Origin of the sequence: Flavobacterium sp. UBA7663 (assembly GCF_002483315.1) — a bacterium.
Taxonomy (GTDB): domain Bacteria; phylum Bacteroidota; class Bacteroidia; order Flavobacteriales; family Flavobacteriaceae; genus Flavobacterium.
In genome coordinates, this window is the sequence record NZ_DLHR01000006.1 from 256,600 (window position 1) to 279,176 (window position 22,577).

The 22,577-nt window shown below is 32.3% G+C and carries 17 protein-coding genes; 5 read left to right on the forward strand and 12 right to left on the reverse strand.

The window, feature by feature from the left end; all coding sequences use genetic code 11:
• Positions 1-51: 51 nt before the first annotated feature.
• The 3 genes from B2741_RS01760 to B2741_RS01770 all read right to left on the reverse strand — a co-directional run bounded on the left by B2741_RS01760 (position 52) and on the right by B2741_RS01770 (position 6,688).
• A complete protein-coding gene (locus B2741_RS01760) occupies positions 52-1,536 on the reverse strand; it encodes a RagB/SusD family nutrient uptake outer membrane protein (protein WP_291134855.1) in 1,485 nt (494 codons plus the stop codon).
• Between the two features lie 22 nt (positions 1,537-1,558).
• Entirely contained in the window at positions 1,559-4,624 is a 3,066-nt protein-coding gene (locus B2741_RS01765) for a SusC/RagA family TonB-linked outer membrane protein (protein ID WP_291134857.1), read from the reverse strand.
• A gap of 177 nt (positions 4,625-4,801) precedes the next feature.
• Positions 4,802-6,688, reverse strand: a complete 1,887-nt coding sequence (locus tag B2741_RS01770) for a S8 family peptidase (protein ID WP_291134859.1) — start codon at positions 6,686-6,688, stop codon at positions 4,802-4,804.
• 121 nt (positions 6,689-6,809) lie between these two features.
• Here B2741_RS01770 and B2741_RS01775 point away from each other — a divergent pair, with 121 nt between their 5' ends.
• Positions 6,810-7,469, forward strand: a complete 660-nt coding sequence (locus tag B2741_RS01775) for a ribonuclease HII (protein ID WP_291134861.1) — start codon at positions 6,810-6,812, stop codon at positions 7,467-7,469.
• A gap of 115 nt (positions 7,470-7,584) precedes the next feature.
• Here B2741_RS01775 and lipB read toward each other — a convergent pair whose 3' ends face one another.
• Entirely contained in the window at positions 7,585-8,280 is a 696-nt protein-coding gene (gene lipB, locus B2741_RS01780; RefSeq protein WP_291134863.1) for a lipoyl(octanoyl) transferase LipB, read from the reverse strand.
• Positions 8,281-8,453: 173 nt separating this feature from the next.
• Between lipB and lysS the strand changes: the two genes are divergently transcribed.
• Positions 8,454-10,151 carry a lysine--tRNA ligase gene (gene lysS, locus B2741_RS01785; protein WP_291134865.1) on the forward strand — a complete coding sequence of 566 codons (1,698 nt, stop codon included), beginning with the start codon at positions 8,454-8,456 and terminating at the stop codon, positions 10,149-10,151.
• A gap of 34 nt (positions 10,152-10,185) precedes the next feature.
• Here the strand turns inward: lysS and B2741_RS01790 are convergent, their stop codons facing one another.
• The 4 genes from B2741_RS01790 to B2741_RS01805 form a co-directional block, all read right to left on the reverse strand.
• The gene (locus B2741_RS01790) at positions 10,186-11,148 is read right to left on the reverse strand and encodes a transporter (protein ID WP_291134867.1); all 963 of its coding nucleotides are present in this window, start codon (positions 11,146-11,148) and stop codon (positions 10,186-10,188) included.
• 1 nt (position 11,149) lies between these two features.
• Positions 11,150-12,190 (reverse strand): cytochrome-c peroxidase, encoded by a 1,041-nt coding sequence (locus B2741_RS01795; protein WP_291134869.1) that lies wholly within the window; start codon positions 12,188-12,190, stop codon positions 11,150-11,152.
• 162 nt (positions 12,191-12,352) lie between these two features.
• Positions 12,353-13,132 (reverse strand): MbnP family protein, encoded by a 780-nt coding sequence (locus B2741_RS01800; RefSeq protein WP_291134871.1) that lies wholly within the window; start codon positions 13,130-13,132, stop codon positions 12,353-12,355.
• 124 nt (positions 13,133-13,256) lie between these two features.
• On the reverse strand, positions 13,257-13,601 hold the full coding sequence (locus B2741_RS01805) for a hypothetical protein (protein ID WP_291134873.1): 345 nt from the start codon (positions 13,599-13,601) through the stop codon (positions 13,257-13,259).
• Positions 13,602-13,769: 168 nt separating this feature from the next.
• Between B2741_RS01805 and B2741_RS01810 the strand changes: the two genes are divergently transcribed.
• Together B2741_RS01810 and B2741_RS01815 are read left to right on the forward strand one after the other, a co-directional pair.
• Positions 13,770-14,192 carry a hypothetical protein gene (locus B2741_RS01810; RefSeq protein WP_291134875.1) on the forward strand — a complete coding sequence of 141 codons (423 nt, stop codon included), beginning with the start codon at positions 13,770-13,772 and terminating at the stop codon, positions 14,190-14,192.
• Between the two features lie 79 nt (positions 14,193-14,271).
• Positions 14,272-14,610: a hypothetical protein gene (locus tag B2741_RS01815; protein WP_291134877.1), complete on the forward strand. Its 339-nt coding sequence runs from the start codon at positions 14,272-14,274 to the stop codon at positions 14,608-14,610.
• Between the two features lie 29 nt (positions 14,611-14,639).
• Here B2741_RS01815 and hemL read toward each other — a convergent pair whose 3' ends face one another.
• From hemL to B2741_RS01830, 3 genes are read right to left on the reverse strand one after another with little or no spacing between them, the layout of a single operon-like run.
• The gene (hemL, locus tag B2741_RS01820) at positions 14,640-15,926 is read right to left on the reverse strand and encodes a glutamate-1-semialdehyde 2,1-aminomutase (protein ID WP_291134879.1); all 1,287 of its coding nucleotides are present in this window, start codon (positions 15,924-15,926) and stop codon (positions 14,640-14,642) included.
• The gene (locus B2741_RS01825; protein WP_291134881.1) at positions 15,926-16,804 is read right to left on the reverse strand and encodes a glucosaminidase domain-containing protein; all 879 of its coding nucleotides are present in this window, start codon (positions 16,802-16,804) and stop codon (positions 15,926-15,928) included. The genes hemL and B2741_RS01825 overlap by 1 nt, the downstream gene beginning before the upstream one ends.
• Positions 16,794-17,696, reverse strand: a complete 903-nt coding sequence (locus tag B2741_RS01830; RefSeq protein ID WP_291134883.1) for a 1-aminocyclopropane-1-carboxylate deaminase/D-cysteine desulfhydrase — start codon at positions 17,694-17,696, stop codon at positions 16,794-16,796. The genes B2741_RS01825 and B2741_RS01830 overlap by 11 nt, the downstream gene beginning before the upstream one ends.
• 470 nt (positions 17,697-18,166) lie before the next feature.
• Here B2741_RS01830 and B2741_RS01835 point away from each other — a divergent pair, with 470 nt between their 5' ends.
• Entirely contained in the window at positions 18,167-20,242 is a 2,076-nt protein-coding gene (locus B2741_RS01835; RefSeq protein ID WP_291134885.1) for a hypothetical protein, read from the forward strand.
• Between the two features lie 187 nt (positions 20,243-20,429).
• Here the strand turns inward: B2741_RS01835 and B2741_RS01840 are convergent, their stop codons facing one another.
• Complete coding sequence (locus B2741_RS01840) at positions 20,430-22,268, reverse strand: T9SS sorting signal type C domain-containing protein (protein ID WP_291134887.1); 1,839 nt, start codon at positions 22,266-22,268, stop codon at positions 20,430-20,432.
• Between the last annotated feature and the right edge of the window lie 309 nt (positions 22,269-22,577).

Sequence of the window (22,577 nt, forward strand, 5' to 3'; positions counted from 1 at the left end):
AATAATTTAAGTTAATTAAGGAATGCAATAAATTGCATTCCTTAATAAAAATTAATAACCTGTATTTTGTTGTTGTTGAAGTTGAAGATTTCCAGCAATTTCACTTTGAGGTATAGGGAACGTAAATCTGTAATCAGTTACAGGTAACGTCAAAGGAGTTGAGTTAATGATATCATCAGTAATATTTCTATCAATACTAGCATTAGCTAGAGCACCTAATCTCTTAATATCAATATATCTGTGACCTTCAAAACACAATTCTTTTCTTCTCTCCAAAAGGATATCAGCCCAAGCTGCTTGAGGAGTACCATAAACAGGTAAAGGCTGAGCAACAGTATTTCTTGCAGTTCTAACAGCCTGAATGTATGTAGCTGCTTGAACTAAATTAGGAGTTGCGCCTCCAACTTCACACTCAGCTAATATAAAATACATCTCTGACAATCTAAACAATTTAAGATCATTTCTTAAAGGCTGACTCGCTTTTCCAGGATATTTATCGATAACTAAAACATCAGAGTTGATATAATTTGGATTAGTAAGGTAAGTTGCATCAATTGTTGAAGTACCATCAACAAATACAGTTCTTCTAATATCACCTGAGACAGATCCTAATTCATTAAATAAATTTCTACCCATGTCTAAGAATGCACCACCTGTAGCAGTAGTAGTATTAAAGAAGAAATTTGAAGCTACATTACTCCAAGCACCAGCTGATGGTCTAGAAGCAGCAAAAATAACTTCACCTTGAGCTAAATCTCTCCACATTTGTGTATACTGTGCAGTATTAGATAATGATAAACCAGAACCAGTGATTACAGCTTGAGCATATTGTTTAGCCAAAACATAATCTTTTCTATATAAATACATTCTAGCTCTAATAGCATTTACCAAATTAGCAGTAACATATTTATAGTTTACAGAAGATGGTAGAAGATTATTTTCAGCAAATAATAAATCACCTTCCATTAAATTATAAATTTGAGAATTTGCAACTCTTGGTAATTTAGTGTCAATAGTTGGAACAAAATCTAAAAGTAAAACACCTAAAGCTGAATCATCAGACATATCCTCAGAATAATAAGTCATCAACTTTAAATAAGACAACGCTCTTAACGTTCTTGCTTCAGCTAAGATAGATTGCTTTTCAGCTTCATCAGTAGGATTAGTAGTAACAACTAAATTTGAAACTTCAATAAGCCTATTAACTCTATTAATAATAGTATAATTATTTAACCAAATTGCCTCAGCATAACCATCATTTGCATTGAAAAAATATCTATGCAACTCTAAAGCTTGACCACCATTAGATGGACCAACACCAACTTCATCAGTAAAGATTGAAGTAAAAGCAATTTCATTTCCAATATCTACTCTACCATAGATATCACCATTTAAGTAAGACCTTAAATTAGCAACAGTCTTAAATGATGTCTCGTTGTTAATTTCTCCATCTTGAACTATCTCAATTGCATCATCACACGAAGCAGTAAAGATAACTATCAAGCTGAAAAACAACATTTTTTTTATTTTTTTCATAATTTAATAATTTTTTAATTAATTAAAAACTTACACTAGCTCCAAAAGAAATAGTCTTAGGATTTGGGAAGTTAGTTACAGATAAAGCAGTAGTAGCCTCTGGATCAAAACCTCTCCATTTTGTCCATGTTAATAAATTCTCTCCTTGAACGTAAAAACGTAAATCACTAATTAAAGTGTTCTTCAAGAATTCTTTTGGAAAATTATATCCAAAATTAACACTTTTAAGACGTAAGAAAGATGAATCATATAAAAATCTATCTGAATCCCCTGACAAAGCAGTATTAGCTGCTGATAAAGAAGGGATAGTAGCAGTTTGATTTGTCGGAGTCCAAGCGTTTAACAAATCAGCTGAAACGTTATCATCTCCAATAAAGTCAGGATTATAAGCCCAAGTTAATTGGTTATCAATTCTCCATACATCATATTGATAAGAAAATAAAGTATTTAAGAAGAAACCTTTATAATCAGCATTAAATCCGAAACCACCTTGATAAACTGGTAAATTACTTTTTCCAGTAGCTCTTCTATCATTTGCTGGATCTGGAGTTTCAGTTAAATTACCATCCGCATCAATAAATAATAAATTACCATTTGCAGGATTTACACCAGCATAAGGAATTAAATTCCATTCACGAACAATGTTTCCAACTTGTAATAACTGAGAAACACCGCTTTGATCATTTTCTAACAATTTAGTAATCTCATTTTTATTGTAAGATCCATTAGCAAAAACAGAAAATCTCAAATCATCATTATTGATGATATTATATTTTAAACTTACCTCAATACCTTTATTTACCAATTCACCATTGTTAGCTGAAAGAGCATAATTACCTGTTACAGCTGAAGTACTAACCGAATTGAATAAATCAGAAGTTACTTTTTTGTACACATCAACATTACCTTCTAATTTATTGTTAAATACAATAAAGTCAAGACCAATATTTGATTGAGTAATTTTTTCCCATCCTAAAGTAGTATTTGCTAACTGACCAGTAAAAATACCAGGGATATTTTCATATCCATTACCTGTAGCATTTAAATCTCTAACTAAGTTAGTAGCAGTTAACAAAGAAGGGAAACCATAATTAGCAGCTTGAATGTTTTGATTTCCATTTGTTCCATGAGAAACTCTTAATTTTAACATGTCAAAAACAGAACCTTCCATAAAACTTTCTTTGTCAATATTCCATCTACCAGATACAGACCAAAAAGTACCCCATTTATTATCATCAACAAAACGATAAGAAGCATCTCTTCTTACAAGACCTGTAACTCCATATTTTGAATTATAATCATAATCCAACGTACCAAAATACGCAAGTGTACCACCATCCAACTTAGTACCTCCAACAGTAGAAATGTAAGAGTTTGGAGTAGCAGGATTAAAAGCTACATAACCAGTACCTGCACCAGGAACATAATTAAGAGGATTCAAACCATTTTGTCTTGATGTTTTGGAAATATAGTGAGCTTTAGTATATTCAAAAAACGCACCTAAGCTTAATTTATGAACATCTTTATAAGTTTTATTAAAATTTAAACTTGCAATGTTAGTAAAAGTTAAATCTTTAACATTAGATCTATCTTCAAAACCTCCAAACTGCTCACCTCTTGATTGAGCAACAACTAAAGCTAAATAAGACCACGGAGCTCTTGCAAAAACACCATCACTATCTTTAACATCTAAACCAGATCTATTTCTTAAAGTTAAACTTGGAGTTAACTTATAACCAACAGATAAGTTTACAATAGCTGAATTTTCTGTAAAGAAACTTGGCAGACTATTTGGTCTTAAAATATCTTGCAACACATAAGTATCATTAGCTCCACTAAAATCTTGACCAATTCCAGCCAATAATTCAGCACCTGTATTATAAGGACTAGATGGTAAATAAGGAATACCCATTACACTACCATGAAGTGGATTTTGAATTGTGTTGTTATTTACACCGTTGTTAGTTTCTTGGTTCAACTGATTTCTCTTAGAATGAGCTAGAGCAATTTGACTATCAAAAGTGAATTTATCATTCTTTGATTTAGCCATAAGGTTATTTCTTAAAGAGAATCTTTTGAAATCAGTAGTAGGCACTAAACCTCCTTGAGTAAAGTAACTTAGTGAAGTATAAGAAGTAACGTTCTCTCCACCAAAAGTAACACCTAAATTATGTTGTTGCGTAACATCAACATTAAAAAACTCATCTCTCCAATCAGTATCAATAGCATAAGCAGCAATTTGAGCATCAGTTAACGTAACCCCCAAACCACCATTTGTAGCTTTTCTTTTTTCAATAGTTAACAACTCTCTAGCATTAGACATGTTGTATTTATTTTTTGGCAAAACGTTAAAACCAGTAACAGCATCATACGTGAATTTCACACCAGAGTTATACTTAGCACTCTTAGTTGTAATTTGAATAACACCATTAGCCCCTTTGTTACCATAAATAGAAGTACCCGCCGCATCTCTTAATACAGTTACCGACTCAATATCATTTTGATTTAAATTTCTAAACTGGTTAGAAGTAGAAGGAATTCCATCAATTACAATCAAAGGATCCGTACTACCATTAATAGAAGAAGCTCCCCTAATAAAACCATCAAACTTTGCCGAACCTGGAGAACCCGAAGAAGAAATCAAAGTTAAACCAGGAGAAGTACCTTGTAAAGAAGCCAAAACCGAAGAGTTTGGTCTATTTTCAAGCTTTTCAGAACTTACAACCGTTACAGCCATATTGTTATCAACTTTAGTTTTAGTTCTGTCATAACCAGCAGAAACCACAACATCAGCCAATTCCATAGCTTTTAATTTTACGTTGTAAACACTCTGATCACCAACTGTGATCTCCTGTTTAGACCCAACATAAGAAACTTGCAAAACATCTCCTTTTTTTGCTTTGATGGAAAAATTTCCATCAAAATCCGTGGTTGTACCTTGAGACGTACCTTTAACAACCACTGTTGCACCCGCAACTGGTCCCAGTTCATCTGAAACCACCCCAGTCACTATCCTTTCTTGAGCAAAAGAAATGTGGACTGACAACACCATCAATAGTGTAAAAATCCATTTAAAACTTGATTTCATCATTATTATTTAAGTTAGTTATAATGCAAATATTATATATTTTTTTTGAAAAACCAAAATTAAAAACAATTAATTTACATTAGATTAAAAAAAAAATTTTGAAAATTTTAACATTTAAAAAAATAAAAAAAGCCTCTAAAAATCAAATCTTTAGAGGCTTTTTTTATTTTGAAAAAATTAAAAAACAATTTTCTTTGATATTGTTTGGTTATCAGCTGTAAGAATCTGAACTATGTAAAGCCCTTGTTCTACAGTCTTTAAATCAATTAAACCTTCGTTCTCAAAAACTTGAACACCATAAACCTGTCTCCCATTAACATCAAAAACATTAAAAACAAATGGACCTGTTTTACCCAGTAAGGAGTAGCCCAACAATTTGTCAGATTTTTTTGAAACCCAAACAAAATCATTAACCTCGTTATTATCATCAAAACTTAAATTGGCATCAGCATCGATTCCTGTAACTATTAATGAATAATTTTGACTACCTCCAACTAATGTGTTTTTATGACTAACTGTAACTTGATAAATACCAGACGGATTATCTACATCTACTCTTTCAATAGGATCAACATTATTATCTCCTTTGACCGCAATTAAATTATTCCAATCCTTATTTAACTTCCAAGGTAAGTAATCTACTCCTAATTTAGTAACTTTCACATCCAAATCATTAATTAATCTTGAACTATTACTATCTAAAGTTCCATTAGCAATAACACCCCCCGGTCTATCCGTCCATGAAACAGAAACTTTTAATGGCTCTGTACCGAGTGCTAATACATTAAATACGTAAGACTGACTATTATTTAAAACTCTTTCTTCAACAATAGATTCTGTAGTTCTTTCCTGCAACACCTCTATCATTTTAGCCGTATTAAGTAACCCCCATCCAAACATATGATCTGGACCATCTTCTGGACCAGCCTCGTCAGCAGTATGTATTGCCAAACCTTTTAGCGTTGATGAATTTAAATAAGGTGCACCAAAAAACTGTTGCACTAATAACAACGAAGCTGTTACAGACGGAGCTGCCATAGAAGTTCCTGATAAAAAACCATAAGAAGTATCACTTGTAAAGGTAGTAGAGTTTACATTAATTCCTTTAGCAACTAAATCTGGTTTAATCCTGAAATCATCAGTAGGCCCGTAACTAGAAAAATTAGAAATTGAAACACTTGAAGGATTTAAGTAATTTAAAACCTCAGCAACAGCACCAACAACTAGTCCGTTTTTAGAAGTTTTATCACCACTTAATAAATCATTACCATTTTTTGTAGGATTTAAAGTTACAAAACTATCCCTATCATTTCCAGCTGCATAAACTGGTAAATACTTAAAGTTATTAAAACACACATTATCCACAGCATTTGAATCAGAAACGTATGCACCAAAATACCAAAGAGGTAAAGCTGTTGCGTTTAAACCATATGAATGATTAGATATAATTAATCCAAAACCTGCATAATCATTCATCTCTTCAACATCGTTATTCCAATCAAAAATCCAACCCTCAGCATTATAAGCAATTCCTCTTCCAGACAAACTTGACGAACTTAAACCTGAAGACAAAACAGTACCTGTTACGTGTGTAGAGTGATTACTTGGCGCTGTAGGACCATCAACAGCTAAAATTCTACTAATTCCCATAGAATTTTTAAAATCATTATGAGTTAATCTAGGATGATTTTGATCCCAAACACCTGCAATCATTCCGTTACCAGATAAACTAAGCCCCATTCCACCACCCGTGTAAAGCAAATTTGCTCTTGTTGTAATTGCTGAACCTTGATTGTATGCTCTATAATATAATGGTATATCTCCATCAAACCTAACTAATTCGCTTGTAGTTCCATCTGTATTATGTAACAAAACTGGAACACCCAAAGACTTTGCCTTGCTTATAGTTCGTTCTTTCTCATTATTAGAATATCTTTCAGAATCGAAAGGAATTTTATCTTTTTTAGAATTATATAGTTTAATGATTTCTTCTCTCTCTGAAAGACTTTGAGAAAAAATTAGCTGTCCAAAAAACAAAACCACAAATGCATAGTAGATTTTCATTTTCATATTTTATACTAGTTAAATTAATTGACAAACTTACGATTAATATAGTAAAAATAAAAAAAATAGCCTTTTTTAACAAATGACCAACAATCATATTATATTTTTGTCAAAAAAAAGTATGTTAAGTAAAAGTTACAGTAATTTAATATTAGAATGTGGAACCGACGAAGCTGGGAGAGGATGCTTAGCTGGTCCAGTAACTGCAGCTGCCATTTTACTTCCAACAGAATTTGAGCTTACTTTACTCAACGACTCCAAACAATTGTCAGAAAAAATACGAGAGAAATTAAAACCAATAATTGAAACTACTGCCGTTTCATTTTCTGTGACTCATATATTTCCTAATGAGATTGATGAAATAAACATTCTTAATGCCTCGATGAAAGCGATGCACGAATGTATTTTACAGTTAAATCCCACTCCTGAACATATAATTGTAGATGGAAATCGTCCTTTGAATGGAAAATTAGGCATGAAACAAAAAACAGGAAAAATATTTACCTCGGATGAAATTGAATTATTAAAATCAATCCCCAATACAAGCATTATTAAAGGAGATAGTAAATATTTGAGTATTGCAGCTGCATCAGTTTTAGCTAAAACGTACCGAGACGAATACATGAATAAAATTCACGAGGAATTTCCAATGTATAACTGGAAGAAAAACAAAGGGTATCCAACAAAAGACCATAGAGTAGCCATTAAAAAATATGGCCCATGCAAATATCACAGAATGAGTTTCCGATTATTACCTGAACAATTGACATTAGAATTGTAGTTTAACACAGAGCTTCGCAGAGTTTTTTTGAAACACTTTTTATTAAGATAGTTACACAGAGATATTTTAATTTCTTTAAAGCTTTTGCAATTAAACTTGAATTTGCTCTTGAATTTTAAACAATCTCAGCTTCAAACAAAATTTGAAAATGCTTTACAATTTTTTCTTTTACTTCTTGCTCATTTACAACTTCACCTAATTCTGCATGCATTGAAGTTACAGCTTTACCTTTTATCCCACATGGAATAATATTATCAAAGTAGCCCAAATCGGCATTTACATTTAATGCAAAACCATGCATGGTTACCCAACGTGAAGCTCGCACTCCCATAGCGCAAATTTTTCTAGCAAATGGCGTTCCTACATCAAACCAAACCCCTGTTTCGCCTTCGCTTCGAGTTCCGTGCAATCCGTATTCTGCTAAAGTTAGAATAATTGCTTCTTCTAAGAATCGTAAATATTTATGAATATCGGTAAAAAAATTCTCTAAATCTAAAATAGGATAGCCTACAATTTGCCCTGGTCCATGATACGTAATATCTCCTCCTCTGTTTATTTTATAAAAAGTAGCTCCTTTTGCTTCTAATTGTTTTTCGGAAAGTAATAAATTCGAGACATCTCCGCTTTTTCCCAAAGTATAAACATGCGGATGCTCCACGTATAAAAAATAATTTGGTGTAGCAATTGAAGTTTCTTCTCTCCTATTTTGAACTTTGATGTCTACAATTTCTTTGAATAGTTCTTCTTGATAATCCCAAGTTTCTTTGTAATCTTTATTTCCTAAATCTTGAAGTTGGACTTTTTTATTCATAGCGAACGAAATTGTGTTTTGAAAAAGTTTCGCAAAGATACGAATAGTTTTTTGATGATGGATAATGGGTGATGGATGATGAAAAACCTGAATCTCGAAACTTGAAACTTGAAACCTGAAACTTTTGAACTTGAAACAAAATAAATTATCTTTGCACGCTTAAATACAATACTATGCAACTTTCGGAACAAGAAATCATTAGAAGAGACAAACTAAACGCTTTACGCGAACTTGGAATTAACCCTTATCCAGCGGATTTATTTCCGGTGAATCACACTTCAAAGCAAGTGAAGGAAAATTTCGAAGAAGGCAAGAAGGTTATTTTGGCTGGACGTTTGATGAGTGTTCGTGATCAAGGAAAAGCTTCGTTTGCTGAATTACAAGACAGTGAAGGAAGAATTCAGTTGTATTTTAATCGCGATGTACTTTGCGAAGGCGAAGACAAAACGCTTTACAATCAAGTTTTCAAAAAATTAACCGATTTAGGTGATTTTATTGGAATTGAAGGTGAATTATTCATGACGAAAGTAGGCGCTATGTGTGTTCGTGTGGATGATTTTAAAATGTTGAGTAAAACATTAAAACCGCTTCCATTACCAAAAACTGACGAAGAAGGTCACGTATTTGATGCGTTTACTGACCCAGAATTACGCTACCGTATGCGTTATGTAGATTTAGTAGTAAACCCACATGTGAAAGAAGTATTCATGAAAAGAACCAAATTGTTCACCGCTATGCGAACTTTCTTTAATGAAGCAGGTTATATGGAAGTGGAAACTCCAGTTTTACAATCAATTCCTGGTGGAGCTGCAGCGCGTCCTTTTATTACACATCATAACAGTTTAGATATTCCGTTATACATGCGAATTGCTAACGAATTATATTTGAAAAGATTAATCGTTGGTGGTTTTGATGGTGTTTACGAATTTTCGAAAAATTTCCGTAACGAAGGAATGGACAGAACCCACAATCCAGAATTTACCGCAATGGAAATTTATGTAGCCTACAAAGACTACAACTGGATGATGGAAATGACCGAAAATTTATTAGAATATTGTGCCACTCAAGTAAACGGAACTACGGAAGCTACTTTTGGCGAACACAAAGTAAACTTCAAAGCACCTTACGCAAGAGTAACGATGACGGATGCTATCAAACAATTCACAGGTTTTGACATTACAGGAAAATCGGAAGATGAATTGCGCGAAGCTGCAAAATCTATGGGAATCGAAGTAAACGATACCATGGGTAAAGGAAAATTAATTGATGAGATTTTTGGGGAAAAATGTGAAGGCAACTTCATTCAACCAACTTTTATCACCGATTATCCGAAAGAAATGTCGCCTTTATGTAAATCGCACCGAGATAATCCTGAATTAACAGAACGTTTTGAATTGATGGTTTGTGGTAAAGAAATCGCGAATGCTTATTCCGAATTAAACGACCCAATTGATCAACGTGAGCGTTTTGAGGCACAAATGGCTTTAGCCGAAAAAGGTGATGATGAAGCCAACGGAATTATTGATGAAGATTTCTTAAGAGCATTAGAATACGGAATGCCGCCAACTTCTGGTTTAGGAATTGGAATGGACCGATTAATCATGTTTTTAACGAATAATCCATCGATTCAAGAAGTGTTGTTCTTTCCACAAATGCGACCAGAGAAAAAAGGACCAGAATTAACGGAAGATGAAAAACACATCATCGAAATTTTAAAAGCAAACCAAGGTATCTCAATTGGAGATTTAAAAATAAAAGCCGATTTAAGCGGTAAAAAATGGGATGTAGCTAGTAAAGGCATTAGCAAACATGGCTTAATGAAAATTATTGTTGACGGTGATAATAAAATTGCTGAATATTTAGGGAAATAAATAAAAAAAGGAACTCAAATGAGTTCCTTTTTTATTATAAACTATAATTCAAATTCAAACTCCAACGGTAATTGGCTTCTAAATTACCACCATTCAAATTTTGAGTAATTGGCAACATTACATTTGCTCCCAAAGAAAATTTATCTTTTCCTATTTCAAAGCCTAATTTACCAAAGAAAATATCACCAGCAGTATTACGAACTTTTTGTCCTAACTGATAATTATCTTCATATACTTCTCCTGCAAAACCAAGTTGTGGTGCTATCGAATACTTTTCTTTTTCATACAAATAGAAAAAAGTTCCTGAATAATTGAATTGATTTCCGAAACGATAATTTTTATCATTTTCAGTTTTAATCACATAATTAAGCATGGTGTTTAGCCCAAATTTTTTTCTTTTTACCACATATTCGGTAGCTAAAAAATAATCTAAACTTCCTGTTCCTACTTGGTAACTTGGGTTGAAACTACCGTTATTTGCTTCATCAAATTTTCCAGTTGGAACTTTTATTCCTGCTCCAGCTTGCAATGAATGAACCAAAAAAGTACTGTCTTTATGCGTTTTGTATAATTGATACATTCCTAAAATGGTGATATCTCCAATCCCGCTAACATTTTGTTTCCCATTTGCCGATTCTCGATTATGAAAATGATAAGGAATTAAAGCAGAAATTTGTACTTTTTTCACCACCGGAATTCTTGCCCAAACCTGCATAGTGTTATAACTTTCGTTGTACCAAGCCGAGTTACTATACAAACCATCCGTACTTTTATAGGATTGGTTAAAATAACGAATTCCAACAAAATTGGTATTTAACATAGAGGCAAAACCCATGCTTCCGCCACTTGCCGAACAGCCACAAGCATCGCAATCATCAAAAAAGTCCTCAGAAACTTGATGAAATTTTAAAAACGGATTAATTGTTGACAAACTGTCTTTTTCGGCTGTAAATCCATATTGAAAAATCAATAGGAAAATGATGATATATTTTTTCATTTTAAAATTCAGAAAATTTTGGATTCGTTAAAAATTCGTTATCCGTCAAGGTTTTTAAGAAGGCTACAAGTTGTGATTTTTCGGTTGCAGTCAACGGAATTCCTAATGTTCCACCATTGTTTAAACTTGCGTCTAAATTTTGAGTATTTGAAACACCTGACGAATAATGATTTAACACTGCTTCTAAAGTGTAAAAACGACCATCGTGCATGTAAGGTGCGGTTTTTTCGATGTTTCTCAAACTTGGCACTTTAAACTTGTATTTGTCAATATCCAATTCGGTTACGCGATATCTTCCTTTGTCGTTTATTGACGGATTTATTGGCAATCCGTTGTTTCTGAACGAATTATCAGTAAATATATCAGTGGCATGACACGAAGCACATTTTTGATTGAACAAATCATAACCTGCTAATTCGTCTGAAGTTAATGTTCCTCCAGCTTCGTTTCTTCTGTATTTATCAAAACGTGAATTGGAAGAAGTGAGTAGGGTCATAAATTGTGATAGTGCTTTTAACATGTTTTCGGAATTGATTTCTTCTCCTGGAAAAGCTTGACGGAATAATTTTTTATACTCACTATCATTTTTCATCATATTGATTATACTGATAATATCGCCATTCATTTCTAATTCGTTAGAAATAGGCGCCATTGATAGCAATTCGATATGATCGGCTGCTCCGTCCCAAAAAAATTGGGTTTGATAAGCCATGTTTTGAATGGGTGGTGCATTTCGTGTTCCAACACCATCACCAACACCGTGACTAAAGGTGTGACCGTGATGTGTAAACGCATCTTCTTGAATGTGACAAAAGCCACAAGAAACCACTCCATCTGAAGCTAAGCGACCATCGTAAAAGATTTTTTTTCCCAATTCAAAACCTTTTTCGGTTAATGGATTATTAGCTATATTGTAAGCTAATGGTGGAAAATTTGAAGGCGCTTGATAATCAATAGGAATGTTTTGGTATTCTGATGAATCGTCTGATGCGCAACTGAATAAAAATCCAATTGCTAATAAAATTAAATATTTTGTTTTCATAACGCTATGTTTTAGCCCAGATGGGAATTAAAAGCCCGTAAAGGAAAAACAAATTGATTTTGTTGCTAAAAAAGGCGACCTAAGAAGCCCTTTTTTTAGTTTACAAAATTTTTGTTTTTCCTGCGGACTTGTAATGTACAGCTGGATTAGCTTTTACTAAAATTAATCGTTGTGAACGTGGTGTACTTCAAACATTGTAGGAACGTTGTTTGCAGAAATGTTTTGCACTTTTGTTCCTCCCATTACGTCTAGACCTTCTTCAAAATTGATAACCGTTGTACCATCAACAATCTTCTTTAAATCGGCCATGATATGAACCTGAGGAGTAATGTTTGTTCTTACTAATGCGTTGTCTGGTAAATCTAAAGTAACTTCGGCATAATTGTATACATCACCGGTTTTTCCTGTATGCACTCTGTAATTTGCATTTGTATGCGTTGCTGAAGTAACAGTTCCTTCGAATTTTACAAATTTATATCCAGCAGCCCAAGACCATGTCATTCCTAATGCTTGCGCATCTGTCCACATAGTTCCTTGTCCGTCTGCTCCAGCGTTAAATTGCGCTTGATCAACACCAATTCCGAAGGTAACTTTTGTGTAATTTCCAGCTGGAATGTTTGGTAAATTTAATAATGTACTTGTAGCATCTGCTTCGTTTACAAAGAAATAGCTTTCGCTTTTAGGCACAGTATAAGTTGAACCATCTTCTTTAGTTAAAACAATATTACTCACAATATAGATTGCATTTGAAGCTTTAACAACTTCTCCGTTTGAGTTTGTGTATGCTGTATTGAATGCAAAATCTGCATCACCATATACGTTATCGAATTCTAATTTTAAGTTTCCTTCACCTGTTATTGCGTTGTTATCATCGTCTGAACATGAAGTAAATGCTAAAGCTATAGCCATTACAGCTACTATATTTTTTAATTGAAATTTCATTTTTTGAAAATTTTTAGTTTTTAAAATTTAATATTATTTGTGCTTAAAGATTGATTTCTTTAAACAATTTTGGACATAGATATCCTAATCGATTCTTAGAATTAGAAACGATTGCAATAAAAAATTAAACTAAAAAGGTGGGTGGATGAAAAGTGGACTGTATTGCAGTCAAAGCATACAAATTCTGATAGTCAGAATTGATTTTTTTGTTTGTGAAAACGAAGTTTTTAGCAAAAGAAACTACTTTGAATTCTTGACAAAACATGGTTTCAATTTCTTGTTTTACGTTTTGCTTTTTATCTGAAGAAGCATTTTTATCTTCTTCAGCAGATTTTGCTAATTGCTTCGTTAAGTGACATTTACCATTACATTTAAGTTCTGGTTTTTCCTTATTTTCACAAAGCTCTTTTACAATATAGTCATAGTTAATAACGTATTCCAAAAATGGAATAGCTGGCTTTACCAGCATAAAAAAAGCGATTAAAATGACTAAATTTTTCACTTTGCAAATATACAAACGTTTTTCTATTGCAATTAATTAAAAACAATTTTTAATAATATTTTGTTAATGATTAAACCTTTTTAAAATGGTTGTGTCTTATCATCAAACAATTAAAAAATAAGAAAGATGAAAAAAATGATTTTAGCAATTGCATTAGTAGCTACCACACTAACCTTTGCACAAGAAAGAAAAGCAAGAGGAGCAAAACTAACTCCAGAGCAACAAACAGAACTTCAAGTCAAAAGAATGACTTTGGAATTAGATTTAGATGATAAACAACAAAAAGAAATCAAAACAATTTTAGTAGAACAAAGTAAAAAAAGAGAAACTAAAATTGCCGCTATGAAAGCTAAAAAAGAAAAAGGTGAAAAGCCATCAGCTGATGAAAAATTTGCTGCAAAAAATGAAATGCTTGACAATCAAATTGAAATAAAAGCCAAAATGAAAAAAATATTAAAGCCAGAACAATTTGCAAAATGGGAAGAAAAGCAAGCAGATAGAAAAGAGGACAGAAAAGAGAGAATTGAAAAAAAGGTTGAAAAACGTAGTACTAAATAATTATTTCATTGAAATATTTTGATATTTATTGAATTTAATTTAGTTTTGACGAAACAACATTTAATTTATTAAATCTATTATGAAAAAAATATTTCTATCATTGATAATCTTTTTTGCTTTAAGTAATACTGCACTTGCTCAAGATAAAGTTCAGGAAAAAAAATCTAAAGACCCTGTTGTACAAGCAAAAATGGAAATAGCTGAATTAGTTAAGGAAATTACTCTTGAAAGCTCGTTAGAAAATGGATTAATTAATTTATTAACTTATAAACACGAAACATTAGCTAAAGCAACAACTGATCAAGAGCGCAATCAAGTTTACGAAACTATGAAAAGTAAATTAGATGGATCACTTTCTCCAGAACAATTAAAAAAGTTAAAAAGTAATAAAAAACTTTACGAAAACTTAATTAAATAAAAAAAGTCCCGATTTTATCGGGACTTTTTTTATAGTTCTTTTGCTACTTCTTTAATTTTAGCAATGGTAAAATCTAAATCTTCATACGTTAACGCATCAGTAATAAACCAGGTTTCATAAGCGGAAGGTGCAATATAAATTCCTCTGTTTAATAATCCGTGGAAGAACTTCTTAAAAGTATCGTTATCTCCGTTTTTAGCCGTTGCAAAATCATAAACAGGATTAGCATCAAAATGAACTGAAATCATCGACCCTACTCTATTAATAGTAAAAACTATATTTTCTTCTGTTAATACTTTTTGAATACCTTTTTCTAAATAAGCTGTTTTTTCATCTAAACGTTTAAAAATCTCAGTATCTGAATTCAAAGCTTTCAACATTTCTAATCCTGCAGCCATAGCTAACGGATTTCCAGATAATGTTCCCGCTTGATAAACTGGTCCTAATGGCGCTAAGTAATTCATGATTTCTTCTCTTGCCGCAAATGCCCCAACAGGTAATCCACCACCAATTACTTTACCAAAACAAACAATATCCGCTTGAACTCCGTATAATTCTTGCGCACCACCTTTTGCTAGGCGAAAACCGGTCATTACTTCATCAAAAATAAGCAAAGTTCCGTTTTCTGTACAAACCGCTCGTAAAGCTTCTAAAAATCCTTGTGCTGGTGGAATACATCCCATATTTCCAGCAACAGGTTCAATTATAATTGCTGCGATTTCATTTTTATTAGCTTCGAACAATGCTTTTACGTTGTCGATGTCGTTGTAAGCCGCTAATAATGTATCTTTTGCTGTTCCTTCAGTTACACCAGGAGAATTTGGCACACCAAAGGTACTCAAACCACTTCCCGCTGCAATTAAAAACGAATCTGAGTGTCCGTGATAGCATCCTGAAAACTTGATTATTTTATCTCGCTTTGTATAACCTCGTGCTAATCGAATAGCGCTCATACAAGCTTCTGTACCCGAATTTACAAAACGAATTTTATCGATATTTGGAACCATAGAAACTGCTAATTGAGCAATCTGAGTTTCTAATTCTGTTGGCATTCCGAAAGAAGTTCCTTTTTTAGCTTTTTCTATAACCGCGTTCACCACAGGCTCGTAGGCATGACCTAAAATCATTGGTCCCCACGAATTGATATAATCGATTAATCGGTTTCCATCTTCATCATACAAATAAGCTCCTTTTGCTTCTTTCGCAAAAATAGGAGTACCTCCTACTCCTTTAAATGCTCTTACTGGAGAATTTACGCCACCAGGAATTACTTTGTTAGCCTCTACAAATAGTTCGCTACTTCTTTTATATAACATTATTTTATTTTGATTTGTTGCCCAATAGAAATGGTATTGTCAGACATGTTGTTTAATTTCTTTAAATGATCCACCGAAAGATTGAATCTTTTTGACAAAGAATACAAAGTATCGCCTTGTTGAATGGTATAATAATCGCCACCTTGCGCTAGAATCATTTCTTTTTTTGAAGGTTTAAAATCGCGACTTAGAACTTCATTATCGTATTTATATAATTCGAAACGTTCAATTAATCCAATTAATTTATCTGGATATTTTACATCCGTTGCATAACCTGCCGATTTTAATCCTTTTGCCCAAGATTCATAATCACCTTTATCTAATTTAAACAAATTAGAATAACGGGGTCTAGACGTTAAGAATAAAGAATGATCACGATACGATTCTGATGGATGCTCATATTTTCTAAAACATTCTTGAGCAGCATCGTCGTCGTGTTTTACACTTTCACCTTTCCAACCTGTGTGACATTTTATTCCGAAGTGATTATTAGCACTTAATGCCAATTTTCCTTTACCTGCACCCGATTCTAGAATACCTTGCGCCAATGTAATGCTTGCCGGAATTCCGTGAGCTCGCATGTTATTTTGAGCAATTTCTTTAAAATTATCTACATAAATTTGAATCTCTTCAGCATACGTTTTCACGTTAGATGTAGCCACTAAACTAACTTCTGAATCGGTTTTGGATTTTGATTCTGTGGTTTCCGATTTAGTTGATGAAGTAGTAACAACTGGCTTTGTTGTCTTTTTTGTTTGAGTTACTGGCTTAGATTTTGTCGTTACTTTAGGCTTTGTAGTAGTTCTAACAACTGGTTTAGTGCTCGTACAACTTACTACAAAAAGTGCCAAAATAAATAGAGCAAATTTAATTTTCATAAAACTGTATTATTTCTTTATTCTTACTTTGCAAAGCAAAATTCATGCCTTTAATTCCTTGTAAACCACCAGTATGAATCATTAAAATTTTTGAATTTTCTGGAAAATATCCTTTTTTAATCAAATCCAAAACTCCAAAAACCATCTTACCTGTATATACAGGATCCAATGGAATAGTCGTTTCACTATAAAACGAATTTAAAAAATGAATCAATTCGCTGGTTACTTTTCCATAACCACCAAAATGATAATTATCGTTTATACTCCAATTGGTTTTCGATACAAAATTACGAATTACCTCAGACAAAAAAGCACCTTTTAACGAAGAAAATCCAATTAATTGCTGTTTTTCAGTTGACGAATTAATTAAACCCGAAATTGTTCCGCCTGTTCCTACTGGACAAACAATGTGAGTAAAACACTCTTTATCTGTTGAAGTTAAAATTTCTTCACAGCCTTTTATAGCCAAATAATTAGTACCTCCTTCGGGAACTAAATAGAAGTCTCCATACTTTTCATGCAAATGCGAAATAAAAGAAGGCTCTTCTTTATCGCGATAAGCTGTTCTACTTACGAAGTAAAATTGCATTCCTAATTCTTGTGCTTTAGCTAAAGTAGGATTTTCTGAAATCTTATCTTCTAATTCTTCACCTCGTATAACGCCAATTGTTTTAAAACCAAATTCGGCTCCAGCTCCAGCAACCGCTAAAATATGATTTGAAAAAGCTCCACCAAAGGTTAGTAAAGTCGTTTGATTTAATCTTTTCGCTTCTTCAATATTGTATTTGAGTTTTCTGAATTTATTTCCAGAAATAATAGGATGCAACAAATCTTCTCTTTTTATAAAGAGTTGAATGTTATTAGGGAAGTATTGTTCTATTTCTTGAATCACATTACAAAGGAAGGAAAAAACGCTTTATGATTTTATTTTATTACACTCTAAAACTCTTTTTAATCTTAAGAGATAAAACTACCATTAAAAAAACGTGCACACAAGTTTAAAAATTGCTTTTATCTCATAAAAAGAATGATTTTATAACAATTCATTAACATTTAATTGATTAAAAATCAATTTTACATCATTATTATCATATAACCACCTTTTTTATAAATTTAATTTAATTAAATACAAAAAATAGCAACATGAATTAAAAATAGAGAAAGGAAAACTGCTAAAACACGAGACATCTCACAAAATTCACAAAAAATAAAATTACTTGATTTACAGATAGTTAACAAAAAAATTACTTTGCAATTATCTAACCATAAGAAAAAACTATTATGCAAGCATAGTATTTAGTAATCAGCATTTTATCTTTGCAACCAATTAAAAAAATAACATCTATAAAATTTTTACCCTCAATGAAAAAAAACATTTTATTCTTTCTCTTTCTTTTACCTTTTATAGTTTTTTCACAAAACCCCTACACATTTAACGGAAGTTATTCCTTAACAAATAACACTTCATTTCCAAGTGCCTTCAGTGGGCTAGGTAACGGAAATTGCGGTAATGGGAATACGCAAACTATTATCATTAATGGTGATTTAAACTTAAACGGCAGAACTTTAAACCTTAGAAATGTAAACTTAATTGTTTATGGGAATTTAAATGGAGGAGGTTCTATAACAACATGTACTGCTAATTCTACTTATTGTGTTAGAGGTGCTATTCAAAATAATCCAAATATTACTGTAACTAGAAACTATGATTGTACTCCGCCTCCTGCTTGTACAAAAACATGGACAGGCGTTCAAAACACCAACTGGAATAACAGTGCTAATTGGTCTCCTACAGGTGTACCAACAATTAATTGTGACGTAATCATAAACAACAACGTAAACTGTATTGTTTCTACAACTAATGCAGAAGCTAAAACCATTACAATTTCAAATACTGGATTTTTAACTTTAAATAACTCAGGAAGTGTAAGAGTTAAAGGAAGTGTTAACATTAGTTCAACTGCTTCTTTTATAATTGAAAATGCATCAAGTTTAATACAAATAGACAATGTAGCCAATTCAGGAAACATCCAACTAAAAAGAAACACATCAATATCTAAATTTGACTATGTATACTGGTCATCACCTGTAACTAGTTTTAATACATCACAAGTATCACCTAATTCGAGTTCTATTTACAAATGGGTTCCAACAATTGGAAACAACTTAAATGGATTTGGAAATTGGGCTGGAGCGTCTAACCAAATTATGACATTAGGAAAGGGATATATCATTAGAGCTCCTAATAATTTTCCAACAAATACAACTCAAAATTTTACAGCTACTTTTACGGGAGTTCCAAATAATGGCAATATAAATACTCCTATAGCAAGAGGTAATTATGCTGGAAATAGTTATATGAACGGCAATTTAAAAGTTACAGAAGATGATGATAACTGGAATTTAATTGGAAACCCATACCCTTCTGCGATTAATGCAATCCGATTTTTAAATAGCAATACTTCGCTTGATGGCTTTGTTCGTGTTTGGACACATAACACACCTGTAAGCGCAAACAACAACTCTCCTTTTTATGGTAATTTTACATATAATTATTCTACAGACGATTATTTGTTGATTAACGGAACTGGAACATCTATACCTGGCGCTTTGAGTGTAATTGGTGCCGGACAAGGTTTCTTTGTAAAAATGAATCATAATTCTGCTTCACAGTCAGGAAACGCAATATTTACGAACGATATGCGAGGTTCAGATATATCAAATAATCAGTTCTTTAGAAATGGAAATACAACAACTTCTGAAGATGCTGACGAAAAGCACCGCATTTGGTTAAACCTAGTAAATCCTAATCAGATTGCAAGTAGTTTATTAGTAGGATATGTTGATGAAGCTACTAATGGAATCGATAGAGTTTTTGATGCAGAAACCAAACTTAAAAATAATTTTGAATTATATAGTATTATTGAAAATCAATATTTTACTATTCAAGGAAAGGCATTACCTTTTACAACAAATGACGAGATTCCACTAGGATTTACAACAAATCAAAATGGTATTTACACTTTTGGATTATCAGCTGTAGATGGTTTGTTTGAAGGCAATCAAGATATCTATATTCAAGATTTAGAATTAAACCTGACACACAATTTAAAAGAGTCACCATACAGTTTTACTACTTCAGCAGGGGATTACAATACTAGATTTGTATTAAAATTTTCGAATGAAACTTTAGGAAATGAAGACTTTATAAATAATGAATCGGTAGTTATTTACACAAATGATGCTCTTAACATTGAAGCTAACGAAATCATCAAAGAAGTCTTAGTTTATGATACTTTAGGAAGACTAATTTCACAAAACAAAAAAGTAAATTCAAATAAGTATAGCGAAAATCAATTAGTAAAATCAAATTTACCTTTACTTATTCAGATAACTCTAGAAAACAATATTAAAATTGTCAAAAAAATAATTTACTAATAACTTATAGATTTAACCGTCAATTTATTGGCCGTTTTTTTCTTCAAAAAAAAATAGAATCGCAGCAAACTTTATGATAGGGTTGTTTCTATTTACATTTAACCCTCATTGTCTTACTAAATTCTTAAATAAAAAAGCAGCCTTTTATAAAGCTGCTTTTTTATTTATAATGTAAACCTAGTAACTCTTATTTTCTAGAAACAATTACTTTTTTACTAATATCTAAGTTATCTTTTGTTTTCGTTTTTACTACATAAACACCATCACTTAAAGCTGAAGTTGAAAATTCAAACGAAACCGCACTTCCTAAATTTGATTTATTCAATACTAATTTACCTGTAACATCATACATCATTAAAGATGTAATATCTTTATTTAAAGTATTGTAAATGGTTAACATTCCATTCTCGTTATTTTGAAAAACAGTAAAAGCATCTGCAACATCTGATGGATTACTCAATACGTCATCAGTATTTTTGAATGTAATTTCATAACGCGTTCTATTATCACCTGCTGGCATTACCATATCAAAAATACCATTTTTAATATCATAGTAAATTCCTGTTTGTTTGTCGTGTAAATATACTGGCTGATTGGCATCAAAATCTACCACATCTTTTACCTGAAGTTTAAAGTTTGTGCTTGCAGTACATCTAAAACCAACAGGTATTCTTTTATCAATATCAAATTGAACCGCTGTTGCTACATATTCATGTGGCATGTCAGTTAATACATAATAAAATTCTGCTGTTTCACCAGATGGAGAACGTCCGTCAGCACCATAATCAAAACCATCAGTAGCTGTATCTAAAAACGCAATAGTTGTTGGACGAACACCACCATTATTATACATGGCATGAATTCTAATATAAGGAGCTGTACCTTTTCTAATTTGAGTATAATCTGTTCCTGCTACGTTAGGAATTTCAGGAAAAAATTCAGAGTTTGGATCATAAACATCTGTTGAAGCAACCTCTCCAGTTCTTGCAAATTCCGACTGATTAACTACACCTTCCTTTACAAAAACACGAAATGCGTTTTGCATAGTAACACTACCCGCAGCAGTCCCTAGTACCATAAAACCTTGCCCAACAGGACTGAATCTTCTTTGAAAAACTGTACCAGAACCAGCAGGAACCCCTTGGTTTCCAGCGCCGTCATACGTCCAAAAAGCAGCAGGAGTATAAATTCCAGTACCTGGATTATAAATACCATAACCTCCCTGGTATTGATTTAAAATATGAGTATTAACAGTTACTTGTTCCCAAAAATAAGCTTGACCATTAATTACAGCCGCATTAGACGGATGTAACAAATAAGCATTTAAATCAATAGCACTTGGATACGGATTACCAACTAAAGTAAAGTTACCTGCAGATACCGGAATTGACATATTTCCATCGTTAGGTTTTCCTCTAAAATCATAACGTTGTCTGCTTCCTGAATTATTTTGAACTCCTTCTATTGCTTGAGCAACAGTAGCATCTGTTCCTGAAGTTCCTTTCATTGTAAAACCTTCACCTGCATTAATTGTAGATCCAGCACCCACATACGTCCATTGCGCATAAGCATTAGAAGTTATAAATCTCCATATCCAATATGGTGCAATTGCCAAAGGACTTGCAGTTCCATTGTAATTATTTGTAGGCAAAATAGTTGCCGCAGTACTTGTGATTATACCCGTAGGACGATTCAACATGGTAATTCCAAACGCTTCATTTCCTACAGCAGCTGAAGCGTTACCTACTGGTGAACACCAATAATTGTATTGAAAATTATTAGTTGTGCCTTCTTGAAAAACAGAAAGTTTACCCGCACCTGTATTAGCGCCAGCACCAGCAGTACCTTGTAATAATTGTGAATTATTCCTCAAAAAGAAATTACCGTTATTTTGCAAGTTTACATCTTGCGTTACATACATAAACTGATCGTTTACAAACACGTAACTATTTGGACTCACATACATTTGTGAAAAAACAGCACATGAACTAATAAGCCCTAATGTTGAAAGTAAAATTCTTTTCATAGTGTTGGCATTTAAAACATTACATTACAAATTTAGTAAAAAAATAATTAATTAAAGATAGTGAAATAAAATTTTAATTATTATTTGAAAGGTACAACTTTTTACCTAACACAATTTACTTACGAAAAAAAAACAGCCTTGGTTTTACTTTTGGAAAAAAAAACAAAAAATAACCTTAAGATTTTTTCAACAAAAATCAATTAAAAATAAATACCCATATTCTTTAACAATAATAAAAAACACCTGAAAATCTATTCATTATAACTCCAAAAGCATCTTTAAAACCTAAACTGCTTAATTTCAACGAAA

Bases quoted from the DNA above. Each gene is read 5' to 3' on its own strand.
- B2741_RS01760 (WP_291134855.1), bottom strand. From the start codon at position 1,536: ATGAAAAAAATAAAAAAAATGTTGTTTTTCAGCTTGATAGTTATCTTT.
- B2741_RS01765 (WP_291134857.1), bottom strand. From the start codon at position 4,624: ATGAAATCAAGTTTTAAATGGATTTTTACACTATTGATGGTGTTGTCA.
- B2741_RS01770 (WP_291134859.1), bottom strand. From the start codon at position 6,688: ATGAAAATCTACTATGCATTTGTGGTTTTGTTTTTTGGACAGCTAATT.
- B2741_RS01775 (WP_291134861.1), top strand. From the start codon at position 6,810: ATGTTAAGTAAAAGTTACAGTAATTTAATATTAGAATGTGGAACCGAC.
- lipB (WP_291134863.1), bottom strand. From the start codon at position 8,280: ATGAATAAAAAAGTCCAACTTCAAGATTTAGGAAATAAAGATTACAAA.
- lysS (WP_291134865.1), top strand. From the start codon at position 8,454: ATGCAACTTTCGGAACAAGAAATCATTAGAAGAGACAAACTAAACGCT.
- B2741_RS01790 (WP_291134867.1), bottom strand. From the start codon at position 11,148: ATGAAAAAATATATCATCATTTTCCTATTGATTTTTCAATATGGATTT.
- B2741_RS01795 (WP_291134869.1), bottom strand. From the start codon at position 12,190: ATGAAAACAAAATATTTAATTTTATTAGCAATTGGATTTTTATTCAGT.
- B2741_RS01800 (WP_291134871.1), bottom strand. From the start codon at position 13,132: ATGAAATTTCAATTAAAAAATATAGTAGCTGTAATGGCTATAGCTTTA.
- B2741_RS01805 (WP_291134873.1), bottom strand. From the start codon at position 13,601: ATGCTGGTAAAGCCAGCTATTCCATTTTTGGAATACGTTATTAACTAT.
- B2741_RS01810 (WP_291134875.1), top strand. From the start codon at position 13,770: ATGATTTTAGCAATTGCATTAGTAGCTACCACACTAACCTTTGCACAA.
- B2741_RS01815 (WP_291134877.1), top strand. From the start codon at position 14,272: ATGAAAAAAATATTTCTATCATTGATAATCTTTTTTGCTTTAAGTAAT.
- hemL (WP_291134879.1), bottom strand. From the start codon at position 15,926: ATGTTATATAAAAGAAGTAGCGAACTATTTGTAGAGGCTAACAAAGTA.
- B2741_RS01825 (WP_291134881.1), bottom strand. From the start codon at position 16,804: ATGAAAATTAAATTTGCTCTATTTATTTTGGCACTTTTTGTAGTAAGT.
- B2741_RS01835 (WP_291134885.1), top strand. From the start codon at position 18,167: ATGAAAAAAAACATTTTATTCTTTCTCTTTCTTTTACCTTTTATAGTT.
- B2741_RS01840 (WP_291134887.1), bottom strand. From the start codon at position 22,268: ATGAAAAGAATTTTACTTTCAACATTAGGGCTTATTAGTTCATGTGCT.